Annotated in this window: 15 protein-coding genes; 2 read left to right on the plus strand and 13 right to left on the minus strand. The window is 63.6% G+C overall.

All coding sequences use genetic code 11. The features are described 5' to 3' along the window. Positions 1–2 precede the first annotated feature (2 nt). The 13 genes from F8K16_RS01525 to hrcA form a co-directional block, all read right to left on the minus strand. A complete protein-coding gene (locus F8K16_RS01525; protein WP_294945964.1) occupies positions 3–314 on the minus strand; it encodes a co-chaperone YbbN in 312 nt (103 codons plus the stop codon). Then, on the minus strand, positions 311–1,255 hold the full coding sequence (locus F8K16_RS01530) for an ROK family protein (protein ID WP_294945966.1): 945 nt from the start codon (positions 1,253–1,255) through the stop codon (positions 311–313). Before F8K16_RS01530 ends, F8K16_RS01525 begins: the two co-directional genes overlap by 4 nt. Continuing rightward, positions 1,213–1,995, minus strand: coding sequence for a ferritin-like domain-containing protein (locus F8K16_RS01535; RefSeq protein WP_294945996.1), 783 nt, complete (start codon positions 1,993–1,995; stop codon positions 1,213–1,215). Before F8K16_RS01535 ends, F8K16_RS01530 begins: the two co-directional genes overlap by 43 nt. A 103-nt stretch (positions 1,996–2,098) precedes the next feature. Beyond that, entirely contained in the window at positions 2,099–2,533 is a 435-nt protein-coding gene (locus tag F8K16_RS01540) for a hypothetical protein (RefSeq protein WP_294945968.1), read from the minus strand. A 110-nt stretch (positions 2,534–2,643) separates the two neighbouring features. Then, the gene (locus F8K16_RS01545) at positions 2,644–3,081 is read right to left on the minus strand and encodes a DUF4149 domain-containing protein (protein ID WP_294945970.1); all 438 of its coding nucleotides are present in this window, start codon (positions 3,079–3,081) and stop codon (positions 2,644–2,646) included. Beyond that, positions 3,081–3,560 (minus strand): transcription elongation factor GreA, encoded by a 480-nt coding sequence (gene greA / locus F8K16_RS01550; RefSeq protein WP_294945972.1) that lies wholly within the window; start codon positions 3,558–3,560, stop codon positions 3,081–3,083. The genes F8K16_RS01545 and greA overlap by 1 nt, the downstream gene beginning before the upstream one ends. A gap of 78 nt (positions 3,561–3,638) precedes the next feature. Continuing rightward, positions 3,639–6,854 (minus strand): carbamoyl-phosphate synthase large subunit, encoded by a 3,216-nt coding sequence (gene carB / locus F8K16_RS01555; RefSeq protein ID WP_294945974.1) that lies wholly within the window; start codon positions 6,852–6,854, stop codon positions 3,639–3,641. Positions 6,855–6,863: 9 nt separating this feature from the next. Then, positions 6,864–8,006, minus strand: a complete 1,143-nt coding sequence (gene carA, locus F8K16_RS01560) for a glutamine-hydrolyzing carbamoyl-phosphate synthase small subunit (RefSeq protein ID WP_294945977.1) — start codon at positions 8,004–8,006, stop codon at positions 6,864–6,866. A gap of 163 nt (positions 8,007–8,169) precedes the next feature. After that, complete coding sequence (gene dapB / locus F8K16_RS01565; RefSeq protein ID WP_294945998.1) at positions 8,170–8,976, minus strand: 4-hydroxy-tetrahydrodipicolinate reductase; 807 nt, start codon at positions 8,974–8,976, stop codon at positions 8,170–8,172. 12 nt (positions 8,977–8,988) lie between these two features. After that, on the minus strand, positions 8,989–10,155 hold the full coding sequence (gene dnaJ / locus F8K16_RS01570; protein ID WP_294945980.1) for a molecular chaperone DnaJ: 1,167 nt from the start codon (positions 10,153–10,155) through the stop codon (positions 8,989–8,991). 101 nt (positions 10,156–10,256) lie between these two features. Next, positions 10,257–12,194, minus strand: a complete 1,938-nt coding sequence (dnaK, locus tag F8K16_RS01575; protein WP_294945983.1) for a molecular chaperone DnaK — start codon at positions 12,192–12,194, stop codon at positions 10,257–10,259. Positions 12,195–12,270: 76 nt separating this feature from the next. After that, complete coding sequence (gene grpE, locus F8K16_RS01580; RefSeq protein ID WP_294945985.1) at positions 12,271–12,861, minus strand: nucleotide exchange factor GrpE; 591 nt, start codon at positions 12,859–12,861, stop codon at positions 12,271–12,273. 28 nt (positions 12,862–12,889) lie between these two features. After that, positions 12,890–13,939: a heat-inducible transcriptional repressor HrcA gene (gene hrcA / locus F8K16_RS01585; RefSeq protein ID WP_294945988.1), complete on the minus strand. Its 1,050-nt coding sequence runs from the start codon at positions 13,937–13,939 to the stop codon at positions 12,890–12,892. A gap of 114 nt (positions 13,940–14,053) precedes the next feature. Between hrcA and F8K16_RS01590 the strand changes: the two genes are divergently transcribed. Together F8K16_RS01590 and recN are read left to right on the plus strand one after the other, a co-directional pair. Continuing rightward, complete coding sequence (locus F8K16_RS01590; protein ID WP_294945992.1) at positions 14,054–14,944, plus strand: NAD(+) kinase; 891 nt, start codon at positions 14,054–14,056, stop codon at positions 14,942–14,944. Next, the coding region (gene recN, locus F8K16_RS01595) for a DNA repair protein RecN (RefSeq protein WP_294945994.1) at positions 14,938–16,489 on the plus strand (1,552 nt) is incomplete at its 3' end. The genes F8K16_RS01590 and recN, both read left to right, overlap by 7 nt.

Here is a 16,489-nt window from a genome sequence, read left to right on the forward strand (position 1 = left end):
AATCAATTACCAAACATCAGCGCATAGGGGCGTGCCAGCGCCTGCCCCACTTCGGCCAGACTGAAGGCACGCACCCACTCCCCCGCCTTCTGACCGGCAAACCAGGCGCGTGCCACCGGCAGGCTGAACACCCCATGCTGCGCGCAGACATCCGTGACCGCTTCGCAGTCCACATACACAAAGCGCATGCGCGGAAAACGCTCGGCCACCATCGCCTCCAGCCTGGGACGAATGGCATGACACACGTTGCAATGCGCGCCGCCGAACAGTACGAACAGCGCTTCTTCCTGTTGGATCAGTTCTTCCAGATTCATCCTGTCACCTCCTGCTGAGCGCCCAGCCAGGCCGCGCCACGCACGCCGCTGCTGTCGCCATATATGGGCGGCACAAGACGTGTATCCACCCTGTCGCTGAACACCCAGTGCTCCCACAGCTGCGGCACCCGCTCATAGAGCAGAGAAATGTTGGACAGGCCGCCGCCCAGCACGATCACCTCCGGATCAAAGAGGTTGATGACACTGGCCAGCCCCTTGGCCAACCAGACACAGTAGCGCTCAAGGTGGGCAACGGCCTGCTCGTCACCCGCTTCCGCCAGAGCGGCAATCTTCCGCGCCGTGAGCATCCGTCCGGAGACGGCGGAAAAATGGCGCGTCATCCCCGGCCCGGAAAGAAAGGTCTCAATGCAACCGTGCAGGCCACAGTAGCACGGCATGGCCTCATCATCCGCCTCCGCCCACGGCAGAGGGTTGTGACCCCATTCTCCGGCAATGGCATTGATGCCGGTGATCACCTGTCCCCGAAAGATCAACCCGCCGCCACAGCCCGTGCCGATAATGACGCCGAAGACGCTTTCCGCACCCGCACCGGCCCCGTCGGTGGCCTCGCTCAGAGCAAAGCAGTTGGCATCATTCTCGATGGCAACCGTCCGGCCAAGCGCCCGCTCCAGATCCCTCTTGAGATCCTCGCCGATCAGCCAGGTGGAATTGGCGTTCTTGACCCGACCCGTGCTGCGTGACAGCGCACCCGGAATGCCCACCCCGACCGTGGCCCGCGTGTCCAGCGACTGTTCTGCCTGATGCACCATGGAAACGATATTGTCCACCGTGGCCGCATAATCCCCCTGCGGTGTCGGGGTACGGAAGCGCAGCAGCTCCCGGCCGTCACGCAGCGCGATCAGCTCCGTCTTGGTACCGCCCAGATCAATGCCAATGTTTACTCTGCCCGGAACATGCCCGCTTCGATCGACTTGAGCCACTCGATCTCCTCCTCGGAAAAGCCGGCCTCCCGCCGCGCCTCATAGTTGAACGGCCCGGACAGGTTGCCGTGGAAATACTCATCCACGATCGCCTGAAAGGTGGTGAACGGATTGATCCCGCGCTGTGCGCACAGCCAGCGGAACCAGCGGGTGCCCACCGCCACATGCCCCACCTCGTCCCGCAGCAGGATCTTGAGAATCTCCACGCCGCGACGGTCACCGATGGCGCGCAGCTTCTTCATCATTCCGGGTGTCACGTCCAGTCCACGCGCCTCCAGCGTGCGCGGCACCATGGCCATGCGCACCAGCGGGTCATGATCGGTTTCGTAGGTGGTCAGCCACAGGCCGTTGTGAGCCGGGAAATCACCATATTCATACCCCAGCTGATTGAGATGCTCACGCACGATCTGAAAATGATAGGCCTCCTCACAGGCTACACCCAGCCACTCGAAATAGTAGTCCCGCGGCATGTCCTGAAAGCGGTAGACGGCATCCAGCGCCAGATTGACCGCATTGAACTCGATATGGGCAATGGCGTGCATCAGCGCCGCGTGCCCCTCCCGACTGCCAAGACGCCGTTTGGGCAGCTGCCGCGGCGGCACCAGCTCCGGTTTCGCAGGTCGCCCCGGATCCGGCACGCGCACGATGGTATCGGTCGGCGTCAGCGAAAGCCGGTCGCTGCTCCAGTCCTCCTGCAGCCGGGACAGCAGCGTCACCTTCTCATCCAGATCGGACGCCATCAGACAGGCAAAGGTGCGTTCAAACAGCGAATCCACAGACGCTCTCCCCAAACGAAAAAGCCGGGCAACCGCCCGGCTTTTCAGACAACCTGCAAATCAGGTCTTAACGCCACTCGGCAGGAATCTTGCCCTGCTTTTCCATGGCATCCAGACGCGCGCCCGGATCACCACCGTACCAGGCATTCTGCAGGAAACGCACGCCACGGCCCTGCATGGCGTCAACTGCTTCCCACAGCTTGGACCACTTGACGCGCTCCTCACCGGTCATGAACTTGTAGGGATTGTGGGTGTTCTTGGCCGGATCAACGCCAGCACGCTTCATGGCCGCCACTTCCATCTTGGTCAGCTCGGCCTTGCAGCTGGCCAGCAGCTGCTCGTCAACATTGTCAGCAGCCTTGCGACCTTCCTTCTTGGCCGCTTCGATCAGCTTCTCACCTTCAGTAATGCACTTGTCATACTGAGAGTCGCCCGCCTGTGCGTTTACAGCCGCCAGTGCGAAGGCCGCCGCAAACAGAGCTTTAAGGGTCAGCTTTTTCATGCATCTCTCCAAATCTTGCTGGGTTAAAGTCGCCTGAACCGTGTCTCGGTAATTGTGCGTCTTTTAATCAACGAATGCAAGCAGATGGATATTCAAAAATCATTAACTGCTTATAAAGTCCGTTTATCCGGTTCTGACATCCCGCGCAACCAGCTGATCAACCAAACGCCCTGCAACAGCACGCCGGCAAGATAGAGCGCCTGCGCCATGCCGTGCCAGCTCATGAAAGCCTGTCGGGACGGCCCGTCCGGCCAGTCAGGCGCCAGCTTGAGCGCATGCATCTGCGGTTCCACATACATCAGCAGCACAAGCTGAAGGAGGAAGACCGCCAGTGCGAACCCGCGCCGCACACCCGGCTCAAGAAAGGCGGCCATCATCAGCAGCAGGCAGGTGGCCCACTCAATCCAGTGGAGCAGGTCACCGGCCAGCTCACCGGCTGTCACGCCGTCCAGACGGGCGAACAGCAGCGGCGCCACGCCATAGGCCACCGCCAGCTGAGCGCCGAGCGAAAGCGCGACCAGCACAGCCGCCAGCCGCGTCCGCGCCATCAGATGTATTCCACCTTGACGATTTCGTAGTCGATGTTGCCACCGGGCGCCTCGACCGTCACCTCGTCTCCTTCCTCCTTGCCGATCAGCGCACGGGCGATGGGAGAACTGACGGAAATCTTGCCGTGGGCCAGATCAGCCTCTTCATCACCGACGATCTTGTAGACCACCTCCTCGTCAGTGTCGAGATTGAGAAGATGCACGGTGGATCCGAAGACCACCCGGCCTTCCGGATTGAGCTTGGTCACATCGATGATCTGCGCGTTGGCCAGAATGCCCTCGATCTGGCGAATGCGCGCCTCGATCAGCCCCTGCTGCTCACGGGCGGCATGGTATTCGGCATTCTCCTTGAGGTCACCATGCTCACGCGCTTCGGCGATGGCCTGCGCGATGCGCGGGCGCTCTTCCTGCTTGAGCCGCTTGAGCTCTGCCTTGAGCTTGTCGGCACCCTCCTTGGTCAGCGGGTGTTTCTGGTTCATCTTCGGGTTCCTCCCAATACAAAAACACCGCGCCCCGCAGAGCGGGGCGCAGCGGTTACTTTTCTGTCGCCGGTTATTTTACTGCAAATCCTGCAGCCGATAGACCGGCTGCGGATCCAGATAGTCCATGGCGGCCACCATGGCGAACGCACCGGCGATGGTGGTGGTGTAGCACACCTTGTGCATCAGGGCCTCGCGACGGATGTCGGCAGAGTCCTTGATGGAGACCGAACCATCGGAGGTATTGACGATCAGGTCGATCTCGCCGTTCTTGATCAGATCGACAATGTTGGGTCGCCCTTCGGTCACCTTGTTGACCACTTCCACCTCGATGCCATGCTCTTTGAGCGTGGCCGCCGTGCCGCGGGTGGCCACCAGCCGGAAACCCCGAGCCTGCAGCTGACGGGCCAGCTCCACCACTTTCTGGCGGTCCGCCTTGCGCACGCTCAGGAAGGCGGTGCCGGAGCGGGGCAGCACCGTGCCCGCGGCCAGCTCCGCCTTGGCGTAGGCCTGCGGGAAGGTCTCACCAATGCCCATCACCTCGCCGGTGGACTTCATCTCCGGCCCGAGGATGGGGTCCACCCCAAGGAACTTGACGAAGGGGAACACCGCCTCCTTGACGGAGAAGTGTTTCGGTACGATCTCGGACTGGAAGCCCTGCTCCGCCAGTTTCCTGCCCACCATGCAGCGGGCGGCGATCTTGGCCAGTGGCCGACCGATGGCCTTGGAGACGAACGGTACGGTGCGTGACGCACGCGGGTTGACCTCCAGCACGAAGATCTCGTTGTCCTTGATGGCAAACTGGGTGTTCATCAGCCCCACCACATTGAGGGCCCGGGCCATCCTGACCACCTGATCGCGAATCTCGTCCTGCAGGGTCTGGCTGATGCTGTAGGGCGGCAGGGAACAGGCCGAGTCGCCGGAGTGGATACCCGCCTGCTCGATATGCTCCATGATGCCGCCAATGACCACCTGCTCACCATCGGAGACCGCATCCACATCCACCTCGATGGCATCATCCAGGAAACGGTCCAGCAGCACGGGCGAGTCGTTGGACACCTTGACCGCCTCGCGCATGTAGCGCTGCAGGTCCTTCTCGGTATAGACGATCTCCATGGCGCGTCCGCCCAGCACGTAGGAGGGACGTACCACCAGCGGGTAGCCGATCTCCTTGGCCAGCGCGATGGCCTCCTCCTCGCTGCGGGCGGTGCGGTTGGGCGGCTGCTTCAGCCCCAGCTCATGCAGCAGCTGCTGGAAACGCTCGCGGTCTTCCGCCAGATCGATGGATTCCGGCGTGGTGCCAATGATGGGCACGCCGGCCGCTTCCAGATCCCGCGCCAGTTTCAGCGGTGTCTGGCCGCCATACTGCACCACCACGCCGTCGGGCTTCTCCACTTCGACGATTTCCAGCACGTCTTCCAGCGTCAGCGGCTCGAAGTAGAGCCGGTCGGAAGTGTCATAGTCGGTGGAGACCGTCTCCGGGTTGCAGTTGACCATGATGGTCTCATAGCCGTCCTCACCCAGGGCGAAGGCGGCGTGCACGCAGCAGTAGTCGAACTCGATGCCCTGACCGATGCGGTTGGGCCCGCCGCCGAGCACCATGATCTTCCTGCGGTCGCTCGGTTCCGCCTCGCACTCCTCGTCGTAGGAGGAATACATATAGGCGGTCTTGGTCGCGAATTCCGCCGCACAGGTATCCACCCGTTTGAAAACGGGGCGGATCTCCAGCATGTGACGCAGCTTGCGCACCGCCTTCTCGGTCACACCCAGCAGCTCGGCCAGGCGGGCGTCGGAAAAGCCTTTCTGCTTGTAGCGGCGCAGAATATGCGCATCCAGCCACTCGAAACCGATCCGGCGCAGTTCCGCCTCCATCTCCACCAGCTCCTGAATCTGGGCCAGGAACCAGGGATCAATGTCACACGCCTCATGCACCTGCTCCAGCGTCCAGCCGACGCGGAAGGCATCGGCCACGTACCAGAGCCGCTCCGGCCCCGGATGACGCAGCTCGCTGCGCAGAATGTCGCGCACCTCCTTCTCGTCCATACTGTCCGGATCCAGCATCTCGTTGAGACCGGTCTTGCCGGTTTCCAGCCCACGGATCGCCTTCTGCAGGGACTCCTGGAAGGTGCGCCCCATGGCCATCACCTCGCCCACCGATTTCATCTGGGTGGACAGGCGCGGTTCCGCCTGCGGGAACTTCTCGAAGGTGAAGCGCGGAATCTTGGTGACCACATAGTCGATGGTCGGCTCGAAGGAGGCCGGCGTGGCACCACCGGTGATGTCGTTCTTGAGCTCGTCCAGCGTGTAGCCCACCGCCAGCTTGGCCGCAACCTTGGCGATGGGGAAACCGGTTGCCTTGGAGGCCAGCGCCGAGGAGCGGGACACCCGCGGGTTCATCTCGATGATGATCATGCGGCCGTTTTTCGGGTTGACGGCGAACTGCACATTGGAGCCACCGGTCTCCACGCCGATCTCCCGCAGCACCGCCAGGGAGGCGTCGCGCATGATCTGGTATTCCTTGTCGGTCAGGGTCTGTGCCGGCGCCACGGTGATGGAATCGCCGGTATGCACACCCATGGGGTCCAGATTTTCGATGGAGCAGACGATGATGGCGTTGTCGTTGCGGTCGCGGATGACCTCCATCTCATACTCTTTCCAGCCGATGATCGACTCCTCGATCAGCAGCTCGCTGGTGGGCGACAGGTCCAGCCCCAGCTTGCAGATCTGCTCGAACTCGTCACGGTTATAGGCGATGCCGCCACCGGAGCCCCCCAGCGTGAAAGACGGGCGGATGATAGCGGGAAAGCCCACCTCCTCCAGAATGGCCCACGCCTCCTCCATGGAATGGGCCACGGCGGATTTGGGCATATCCAGCCCGATCTTCTCCATCGCCTGGCGGAAGCGGTCGCGGTTTTCCGCCTTGTCGATGGCGTCCTCGCTGGCGCCGATCAGTTCCACGCCGTATTTTTCCAGCACACCGTTATGGGCCAGATCCAGCGCGCAGTTGAGCGCCGTCTGTCCGCCCATGGTGGGCAGGATGGCATCAGGCCGCTCCTTGTCGATGATCTTCTCCAGCGTGCGCCACTCGATGGGCTCAATGTAGGTGGCATCGGCCAGGTCGGGATCGGTCATGATGGTCGCCGGATTGGAGTTGACCAGAATGACCCGGTAACCCTCCTCCTTCAGCGCCTTGCAGGCCTGAACGCCGGAATAGTCGAACTCGCACGCCTGACCGATGATGATGGGGCCGGCGCCGATGATCAGAATGCTTTGGATGTCGGTTCTCTTGGGCATGTCGCTCTCTTACTGTTGGGCGCGATAGGCTTCCATATCGGCAATGAACTGATCGAACAGATAGGCCACATCATGGGGGCCGGGGCTGGCTTCCGGATGGCCCTGAAAGCTGAAGGCGGGGCGATCCTTGAGGCGGATGCCCTGCAGGCTGCCGTCGAACAGCGACTTGTGGGTCACCGCCACATTGTCCGGCAACGAGGCCTCATCCACGGCGAAGCCATGGTTCTGCGAGGTGATATAGACCCGGCCGCTTTCCAGATCCTGTACCGGATGGTTGGCGCCATGATGGCCGAACTTCATCTTCTCCGTGCGGGCACCGGCCGCCAGAGACAGCAGCTGATGCCCCAGACAGATGCCGAACATGGGAATCCCCTTTTCCAGGAAGATGCGGATGGCGCGGATGGCGTAGTCGCACGGTTCCGGATCGCCGGGGCCGTTGGAGAGGAACACACCGTCCGGATTCATGGCCAGCACCTCCTCCGCCGGAGTCTCGGCCGGCACCACCGTCAGACGGCAGCCCCGCTCCGCCAGCATGCGCAGAATGTTGCGCTTGACGCCGAAATCATAGGCCACCACATTGAAGCGGGCGGCGTCCTTGCGATCCACATACCCTTGATTGAGACGCCACTCTCCTTCCGTCCACTCATAGGGTGCCTCCACGGTCACCTCCCGGGCCAGATCCATGCCCTTGAGGCCGGCAAAGGCGCGCGCTTTCTCCACCGCAGCTTCGGCATCCAGCGTCTCACCCGACTGAATGACGCCGTTCTGAGCGCCCTTTTCCCGCAGCAGCCGGGTCAGCTTGCGGGTATCGATCCCGGCAATCGCCACCACACCCTGCTCGGCCAGATACGCCTCAAGCGGCTTCTGCGCCCTGAAGTTGCTCATGCGCGGCGGCAGGTCCTTGATCACCAGCCCTGCGGCCATGATGCGCGCGGACTCCTCATCCTCGGAGTTGACGCCCACATTGCCGATGTGAGGATAGGTCAGCGTGACGATCTGACGGAAATAGGACGGGTCGGTCAGGATTTCCTGATAGCCGGTCATGGCGGTGTTGAACACCACCTCTCCGACCGTCTCCCCATCGGCCCCGATGGCCGTACCCCAGAATACGGTGCCGTCTTCCAACGCCAGCAGCGCTTTTCGCCGTGTCATAGTGATGCTTCAGACCCCTGTCGTGGTAGGGATTCGGGCACAAAAAACGGAGCGCAGCTCGTGAAGAACTGGCTCCGTTCAGTGTGCGTCGCAATGGTTCATGCGCCCAAATCCGGATTAAGAATGAAATTGGGCGAATTTTACAGTATGCGCCAATGGCTGTCTATGACTTGAACCCGAGAACGTCCTGCATGTCATACAGGCCCGTGGTGCGGTCCCGCAGCCACAGGCAGGCGCGCGCCGCGCCCTTGGCGAAGGTCATGCGACTGGAGGCCTTGTGCGTGATCTCCACCCGTTCGCCCTCGGTGGCGAACATGACCGTGTGCTCGCCCACGATGTCACCGGCCCGGATGGTCTCGAAGCCGATCTGTCGGTGAGGACGCTCGCCGGTGATACCCTCGCGGCCATAGACGGCCACCTCCCTCAGGTCCCAGCCGAGGGTTTCGGCCACCACCTCGCCCATGCGCAGCGCCGTGCCGGATGGGGCGTCCACCTTGTGGCGGTGATGCGCCTCGATCACCTCAATGTCGTACTGCTCCGGATCCAGCACGGAAGCGGCCAACTGCAGCAGTTTAAGCACCAGATTCACCCCCACACTCATGTTGGGCGCGAAGACGATGGCCGTCTCCTGCGCTGCGGCGCGGATGGCCTCAAGCCCCGCCTCGTCAAAGCCCGTGGTGCCGATGACCAGTTTTCGGCCATGGCGGCGGCAGATGTCCAGATGGTTGAGCGTCGCCTCTGGCCGGGTGAAGTCGATGACCACATCAAAGTCGTTGACCACACTGGCCAGGTCATCCGCGATGGTCACCCCCACCGGCCCGATGCCGGCCACCTCGCCGGCGTCCAGCCCGATGAAGCTGCCGCCCGGCCGGTCGGTGGCCGCCGTCAGCCTCAGACCATCGGTCTCCTGCACGGCCCGGATCAGATTCCGCCCCATGCGGCCGGCTGCGCCGGCCACCGCTACGCGCATGTCACTCATCATTTACTCCCAGGGTGAAGTTTCATCCCGCTTGTCGCCCTTGTCCTCACGGCTGCTGAAGAACTGCTTGACCCGATCCCAGAAGGAGTGGGTCTCCGGGCTGTGGGTCTGGTGGCGCCCTTCCAGCGTCGCTTCGAACTTCTCCAGCAGCTCGCGCTGTTCCGCCGTCAGCTTGACGGGGGTTTCAATACGCACCGTGCACAGCAGGTCGCCCACACGGCTGGAACGCACCGAACGCACCCCCTTGCCCGCCAGCTTGAAAGTCTGGCCGCTCTGGGTGCCGGCGGGAATGGTCAGCAATGTGGTGGTGCCGTCCAGCGTGGGCACCTCCACCTTGCCGCCAAGGGCCGCGGTGGGGAAGCTGATGGGCAGCTCGCACAGCAGATTGTTGCCCTCGCGGCGGAAGATGGGATGCGGCTTGACGAAGATGCGCACGTACAGGTCGCCCGCCGGGGCGCCGGGTTCGCCCGGCTCTCCCTCGCCCGCCAGCCGCACCCGGTCGCCACTGTCCACGCCCGCGGGGATCTTGACCGAGAGGGTCTTGAGCTTCTCCACCACGCCCTGCCCGTGGCAGGCGCGGCAGGGATCGGTTATGGTCCGGCCCGCGCCGTGACAGCTTGGGCAGGTCTGGCTGACCACGAAAAAGCCCTGCTGAATCTGCACCTTGCCGCTGCCGCCACAGGTGGCGCAGGTACGCACCGCATCCGGTCGTGCCGCGCCGCTGCCACCACACTCACTGCACGGCTCGTGGCGGGGAATGCGGATCTCCACCGTGCTGCCGAAGACGGCCTGCTCCAGCGTAATCTCCAGGTCATACTGCAGGTCACGCCCAGGCCGCGGGCCGCTGCGGCGCCCGCCCCCGAAGATGTCGCCGAACAGGTCGTCGAAGATGTCGCTGAAGCCGCCGCCGAAACCGCCTCCGCCGCTGCCGGCGGCATTGGGATCCACGCCGGCGTGGCCGAACTGGTCATAGGCCGCCCGCTTCTGCGGGTCGGACAGCACCTCATAGGCCTCGGTAATCTCCTTGAAGCGCTCCTCGGCCTCCTTGTCGCCCGGATTGCGGTCCGGATGGTAGCGCATCGCCAGCTTGCGGTAGGCCTTCTTGATCTCCGCCTCGCTGGCGTTGCGGGAAATCTGCAGCACTTCGTAGTAACAGCGCTTGGTCGCCATAGTCGGTCCGTGTTCCGTTGAAGCTCCTGCCTTGCGGCAGCCCATAAAAAAATCGGGCGCTCCCCGCAGGGAAGCACCCGATTATAGCTTACCGTCGTGAATTACTTCTTGTCGTCATCCACTTCCTCAAACTCGGCATCGACCACGTCATCGTCGGCTGCCGCGCTGCCGGCTGCGCCGGCGCCTGCTGCACCGGACGCCGCACCCTCGGCACCACCACCGGCCTGAGCCTGTTCGGTGGCCGCCTTCTGCATGGCGTCAGCCAGCTCCTTGGTCTTGCCTTCGATGGCCGCCTTGTCGTCGCCCTTGACCACTTCTTCCACGGCGCTGATGGCCTTTTCCACCAGCTCCTTCGCGGCAGCGCTGATCTTCTCGGCGGCCTCCTTGAGCAGCTTCTTCGCCTCATGCACCATGGCGTCAGCCTGGTTGCGCGCCTCGATCAGCTCGCGGGCCTTGCGGTCTTCTTCCGCATGGGCCTCCGCCTCCTTGATCATGCGCTCGATCTCTTCCTCGGTCAGGCCGGAAGAAGCCTGGATGGTGATCTTCTGCTCCTTGCCGGTCTGCTTGTCCTTGGCGGACACGTTGAGAATACCGTTCGCGTCAATGTCGAAGGTCACCTCAATCTGCGGCACGCCACGCGGTGCGGGCGGAATGTCCTCCAGGTTGAACATGCCGAGGGACTTGTTGTCCTTGGCCAGCTCGCGCTCGCCCTGCAGCACGTGGATGGTGACCGCCGTCTGGTTGTCCTCCGCCGTGGAGAAGATCTGCGACTTGCGCGTCGGAATGGTGGTGTTCTTCTCGATCAGCTTGGTCATCACACCACCCATGGTCTCGATACCCAGAGACAGCGGCGTGACGTCCAGCAGCAGCACGTCCTTCACCTCGCCGGCGAGCACGCCACCCTGGATGGCCGCACCGATGGCCACCGCCTCATCCGGGTTGACGTCCTTGCGCGGCGCCTTGCCAAAGAACTCCTCCACCTTGCGCTGCACCAGCGGCACCCGGGTAGAACCACCCACCAGGATGACATCGTCGATGTCGCTGTTGGACAGGCCGGCATCCTTCATGGCGATGCGGCACGGCTCGATGGACTTCTCCACCAGGTCCTCGATCAGCGACTCGAACTTGGCCCGGGTGATCTGCATGTTCAGGTGCTTCGGACCGCTGGCATCCGCCGTGATGTACGGCAGATTGATGTCGGTCTGCTCGCGGGAAGACAGCTCGATCTTGGCCTTCTCCGCCGCCTCCTTCAGACGCTGCAGCGCCAGCGGGTCGTTGCGCAGATCAATGCCCTGATCCTTCTTGAACTCCTCGACGATGTAGTCGATCAGGCGCTTGTCGAAGTCCTCACCACCCAGGAAGGTGTCACCGTTGGTGGCCAGCACTTCGATCTGCTTTTCACCATCCACGTCGGCCACTTCGATGATGGAGATGTCGAAGGTACCGCCCCCCAGGTCATACACCGCGATCTTGCGGTCACCTTTGGTGTCCTTGTCCACGCCATAGGCCAGCGCCGCCGCCGTCGGCTCGTTGATGATGCGCTTGACATCCAGTCCGGCGATGCGGCCGGCGTCCTTGGTGGCCTGACGCTGGGCGTCGTTGAAGTAGGCCGGCACGGTGATGACCGCCTCCTTCACCTCATGGCCGAGATAGTCCTCGGCGGTCTGCTTCATCTTCTTCAGCACCAGCGCGGAGATTTCCTGCGGCGCCATCTTCTTGCCATTGGCCTCGACCCATGCGTCGCCATTGTCGGCGCACACGATCTTGTAGGGCACCATGTCCTTGTCCTTCTGGACGATCTCGTCGTCGCACTTGCGGCCGATCAGGCGCTTGATGGCGAACAGGGTGTTCTCCGGGTTGGTGACGGCCTGACGCTTGGCAGGCTCGCCCACCAGCACTTCGCCATCCTTGGTGAAGGCCACCACGGACGGGGTGGTGCGCGCACCCTCGGAGTTGGGGATGACCTTCACCTCGCCGCCTTCCATGACGGCGACGCAGGAGTTGGTTGTACCCAGGTCAATACCGATAATCTTGCTCATGTTCTTCTCTCCTTCATTCCTGTGAATTCTGTCGCTGCCCGTTTTATGTGGCCGTATTGCGCTTTTTCAAGAGGGCTTACTGCTCCGCTTCCTTCGAGACCACCACCCGGGCCGGACGCACCAGCCGCTCGTTGAGGCTGTAGCCCTTCTGGATCACGTCCATCACCGTATTGGGTTCGTGCTCGGCGGAGGGCACCATGGTCATGGCCTCATGCTTCTGCGGGTCGAAACTCTCGCCCACGGGGTCGATGCGCTCGACACCGAAGCGGGAGAGCACATCCAGCATCATCTTGAAGGTCATCTCCATGCCTTCCTTCAGCGTCTCGACGGTGGCGCCCTCCTTTTCAGCCGCCTGAATGCCCATCTCCATGCTGTCGAGCACCGGCAGCAGCTCGTTGACGAACTTCTCCAGCGCGAACTTGTGGGCGTTTTCCACGTCAATGCGCGTGCGCCGGCGCAGGTTCTCCATGTCCGCCTTGACGCGCAGCAGGGCGTCCCAGTGATCAGCCGCCTGCTGGCGTGCCTCTTCCAAGGCCTTCTGCAGGTCTTCCTCCACCTGCTGCTCGGCCTGTTCGAGATCCTCCATCGCCGGATCCTGCTCCGGCGCGGTGTTCTCCTGCGCCGTGTCCTGCGCCTGTTGTTGAGTGTTGCGTTGTTCTTCGCTCATGGTGTTCCTCTCGACTGATGAATTCGGACTACTCGTTCAATGGGGCCGGCGTGTGCTTTTTCAAGACGGACTCGAGAATTCGTCCGGTCATGTCCACCAGCGGAATGACCCGGTCATAGGGCATGCGCGCGGGGCCGATCACCCCCAGCGCGCCCACCAGCGTGTCATCCATGCTCCAGGGACGCGCCACCAGCGCGCAGTCGTCATCCAGCTCCACACCGCTCTCGCGGCCGATGAACACCTGCACGCCATCGGCCTCCAGACTGCGGTCGAGCACATGCAGCAGATCCCGCTGCTGCTCGAAGGTGGCGAACAGCTCCCGCAACCGCTCCACATCCGCCAGCTCCTCATACTGCAGCAGCCGGGTCTTGCCGGTCACCCGCAGGGTCTCCCCCTCCTGTTCATGGCGCGCCAGCGCCCCTTCCGCCGCCTCGATGAAACGGCGCATGCCCTCGTTGAGGTCAGCATGCAGCTGCTGCATGCGGGTCACCAGCCGGGCACGGGCTTCCCGCAGGGTCAACCCCTCCAGCTCCTCATTGAAAAAGCGGCTCAGCTTTTCCAGCTGCTCGGCGGAAAGGGGGCGGGCCAGTTCGATGAAGCGGTTTTCCGCCTCCTGATTGTTGAACACCAGCACCACCAGCACGCGCCGCTCGCTCAGCGGCACCAGCGCCACGCGGCTGACCCGTTCCTCGGCACGGTCCGGCAGGCGCACGATGCTGACCATGCCGCTGAGTTCGGAGAGCAGCCGCGAGGCCTGATCGATGGCGGCGTCCGCCTCGCCCGCCTCCGACAGCGCCTCGGACAGGCGCTCCACCTGGGCGCGCTCCAGCGGGGTGATGGTGAGAAAACGGTCCACATAGAAACGCAGCCCCCTTGCGGTGGGCACGCGTCCCGCAGACGTGTGCGGCGAGGCGATCAGACCCCGCTCTTCCAGATCCGCCATCACATTGCGGATGGTGGCTGCGCTGACGTTGATCTCCGGCAGTTTGGACAGGGTGCGCGACCCGACCGGACGCCCCTCCTTCAGGTATAATTCAATCAGTTTTCTGAGCAGAAGCTGATCGCGTTCTCCCAGCATGTCCGCACCTCATACGCTGATCAGTCCAACGCCGTTCACAGAACAAAACCACCGGTTAGCACTCTCCAGTGGCGAGTGCTAATTATGGGGACAGGGTCAGACAGGGTCAAGACGATGGCAGAAGCCTTCCAACGCATCGGACTGTTCACCAAACCGGGCGCGCCGGAGGCGCACGCCACCCTGTCCAAGGTGGCCCGTTTTCTCGGCGAACAGGGCTGCACCAGCTTCATCGACAGCACCTGCTGCGAGCCGGAAACTGCCGATCAGCTGGCGCTGACCCCGCTGCCGCGCGAACAGATGGTGCGCCAGATCGACCTGGCCATCGTCGTCGGCGGCGACGGCAGCTTCATCAGCGCTGCCCGCAGCGTGGTGGATCACGGCGTGCCGCTGCTGGGCATCAACCTGGGACGACTTGGATTTCTGGCGGACTTCTCCCCCGAAACGCTGGAACAGGACCTCAGCGCCGTGCTGGCGGGCAACTACACCCGCGAGCAGCGCAGCCTGCTGCATGCGCGCATCTTCGAGAATGACCGGGTGGTGTTCGAACACCTGGCGGTCAATGACGTGGTGCTGCACAAGCCGGACACGCCGCGCATGATCGAGTTCAACGCCTGGCTGGACGACCACTTCGTCACCCGCCACCGCTCCGACGGGCTGATCATCGCCACCCCCACCGGCTCCACCGCCTACGCCCTCTCCGCCGGCGGGCCACTGGTGGATCCCCGGCTGGAGGCGCTGCTGATGGTGAGCATCAACCCGCACACCCTCAGCAACCGGCCGGTGGTTGTGCCCGGGCGCAGCGTCATCCGTCTCGTGCCGCACAAGACCTGCACCGGCACCGCCCGCATCACCTGTGACGGGCAGATCACCTTCGAGATCCAGAGCCACCATGTCACACAGGTGGCCGCCCACGATCGCAAGCTGACCATGATCCACCCGGTCAACTACAACTTCTACGACATCCTGCGTACCAAACTGGGCTGGGGTGGACACAGCCGATGCTGACCACGCTCTCCATTCGCAATCTGGCGCTGATCGAACGGCTGGAACTGAACTTCTCCGCCGGCTTCACCGCGCTGACCGGCGAGACCGGCGCGGGCAAGTCCATTCTGCTGGACGCGCTGGGACTGGTGCTGGGCAACCGCGCCGACAGCGCACTGGTGCGCCACGGCAGTGAGCGGGCCGACATTCAGGCCGTCTTTGACCTGAGCACCCTACCGGACGTGCGCCGCTGGCTGGAAGAAGAAGCCCTGCTGGATGAGGACTCTCCCGAAACGCTACTTGTGCGCCGCACCGTCAGCGCCGACGGGGGCAGCCGCGCCTGGATCAACGGCGTGCGCGCCCCGGCGGCCCAGCTGCGTGTACTGGGCAAACGGCTGGTGGAGATCCATGGCCAGCATGCCCACCAGCAGCTGCTGCAGTCTGCCCACCAGCGCACGCTGCTGGATGGCTTCGGCGGCCTCAGGGAACAGAGCGAGGAGGTGGCCGAACGCTGGCGCGCCCTGCAACGGGCAAGGCAGGCGCTGGCACAGGCCGAACAGGACACGGCGGGCCGGGAAGCGCGGCTGGACGAACTCGCCCGCCTGCTCAAGGACCTGGAAGCGCTCGCGCCCACGGAGGACGATTACCACGAACTGAGCCGACAGCAGCACCGGCTGGCCCATGCCGAAACCCTGCTGCAGAACGGCCTTGCGGCAGAAGCCGCCCTCACGGGTGACGAGGGCGCCACCCGACGAATCAGTGAGGCGCTGGACGCTCTCCATCAGGCGGCTGAAATCGAACCGGCGCTCACCCCCATGCTCCAGCAGCTGGAAGAACAGCGCATCACCCTGGAAGAGCTGGCGCGGGACATTCACCACCTGACCGGGCAGGTGGAGCTGGATCCGCAGCAGCTGGCCGAGGTGGACGCGCGTCTGGGCGAATACCACCGTCTGGCCCGTCTGCACCTGTGCGACCCGGAGGCGCTGGAAGCACGGCTGCAGGAGCTGCAGGAAGAACGACACCGGCTCGCCCACGCGGACGAACATCTGGAAACACTCCGAACCGAGGTGGAGACGGCCCGGGCCGCCTTCATGGAAGCCGCCGAACGCCTCAGCGCCGCACGGCTGCAGGCCGGTGCACATCTTGCGGAGACCGTCACCCCTCTTCTGCACCCTCTGGGCATGCCCCACGCGGAACTGAGCGTGCGGATCGACCCCACCGAGCCTGGTCGCCACGGCATCGATCAGATCACCTTCCTGTTCACCGCCAACCCCGGCCAGCCGCCCCGGCCGCTGGGCAAGGTGGCCTCCGGTGGCGAGCTGGCCCGCCTCAGCCTGGCGCTGGAAGTGGCGCTGGCCGATGTCACCGGCACCCCCACACTCATCTTCGACGAGGTAGATACCGGCATCGGCGGCGGCGTGGCCGAACAGGTGGGTCGGCTCATGCGCCAGCTGGGTGGCAAGCGGCAGGTGATGGCCGTCACCCACCAGCCACAGGTGGCCGCCTGCGCCCACCACCACCTCAAGGTGGAAAAGACCCAACGGGCAGACAGCACCGCAACCCATGTAA

It is taken from the genome of Sulfurivirga sp., assembly GCF_015490265.1.
In the GTDB taxonomy this organism is placed as follows: Bacteria; Pseudomonadota; Gammaproteobacteria; order Thiomicrospirales; family Thiomicrospiraceae; genus Sulfurivirga.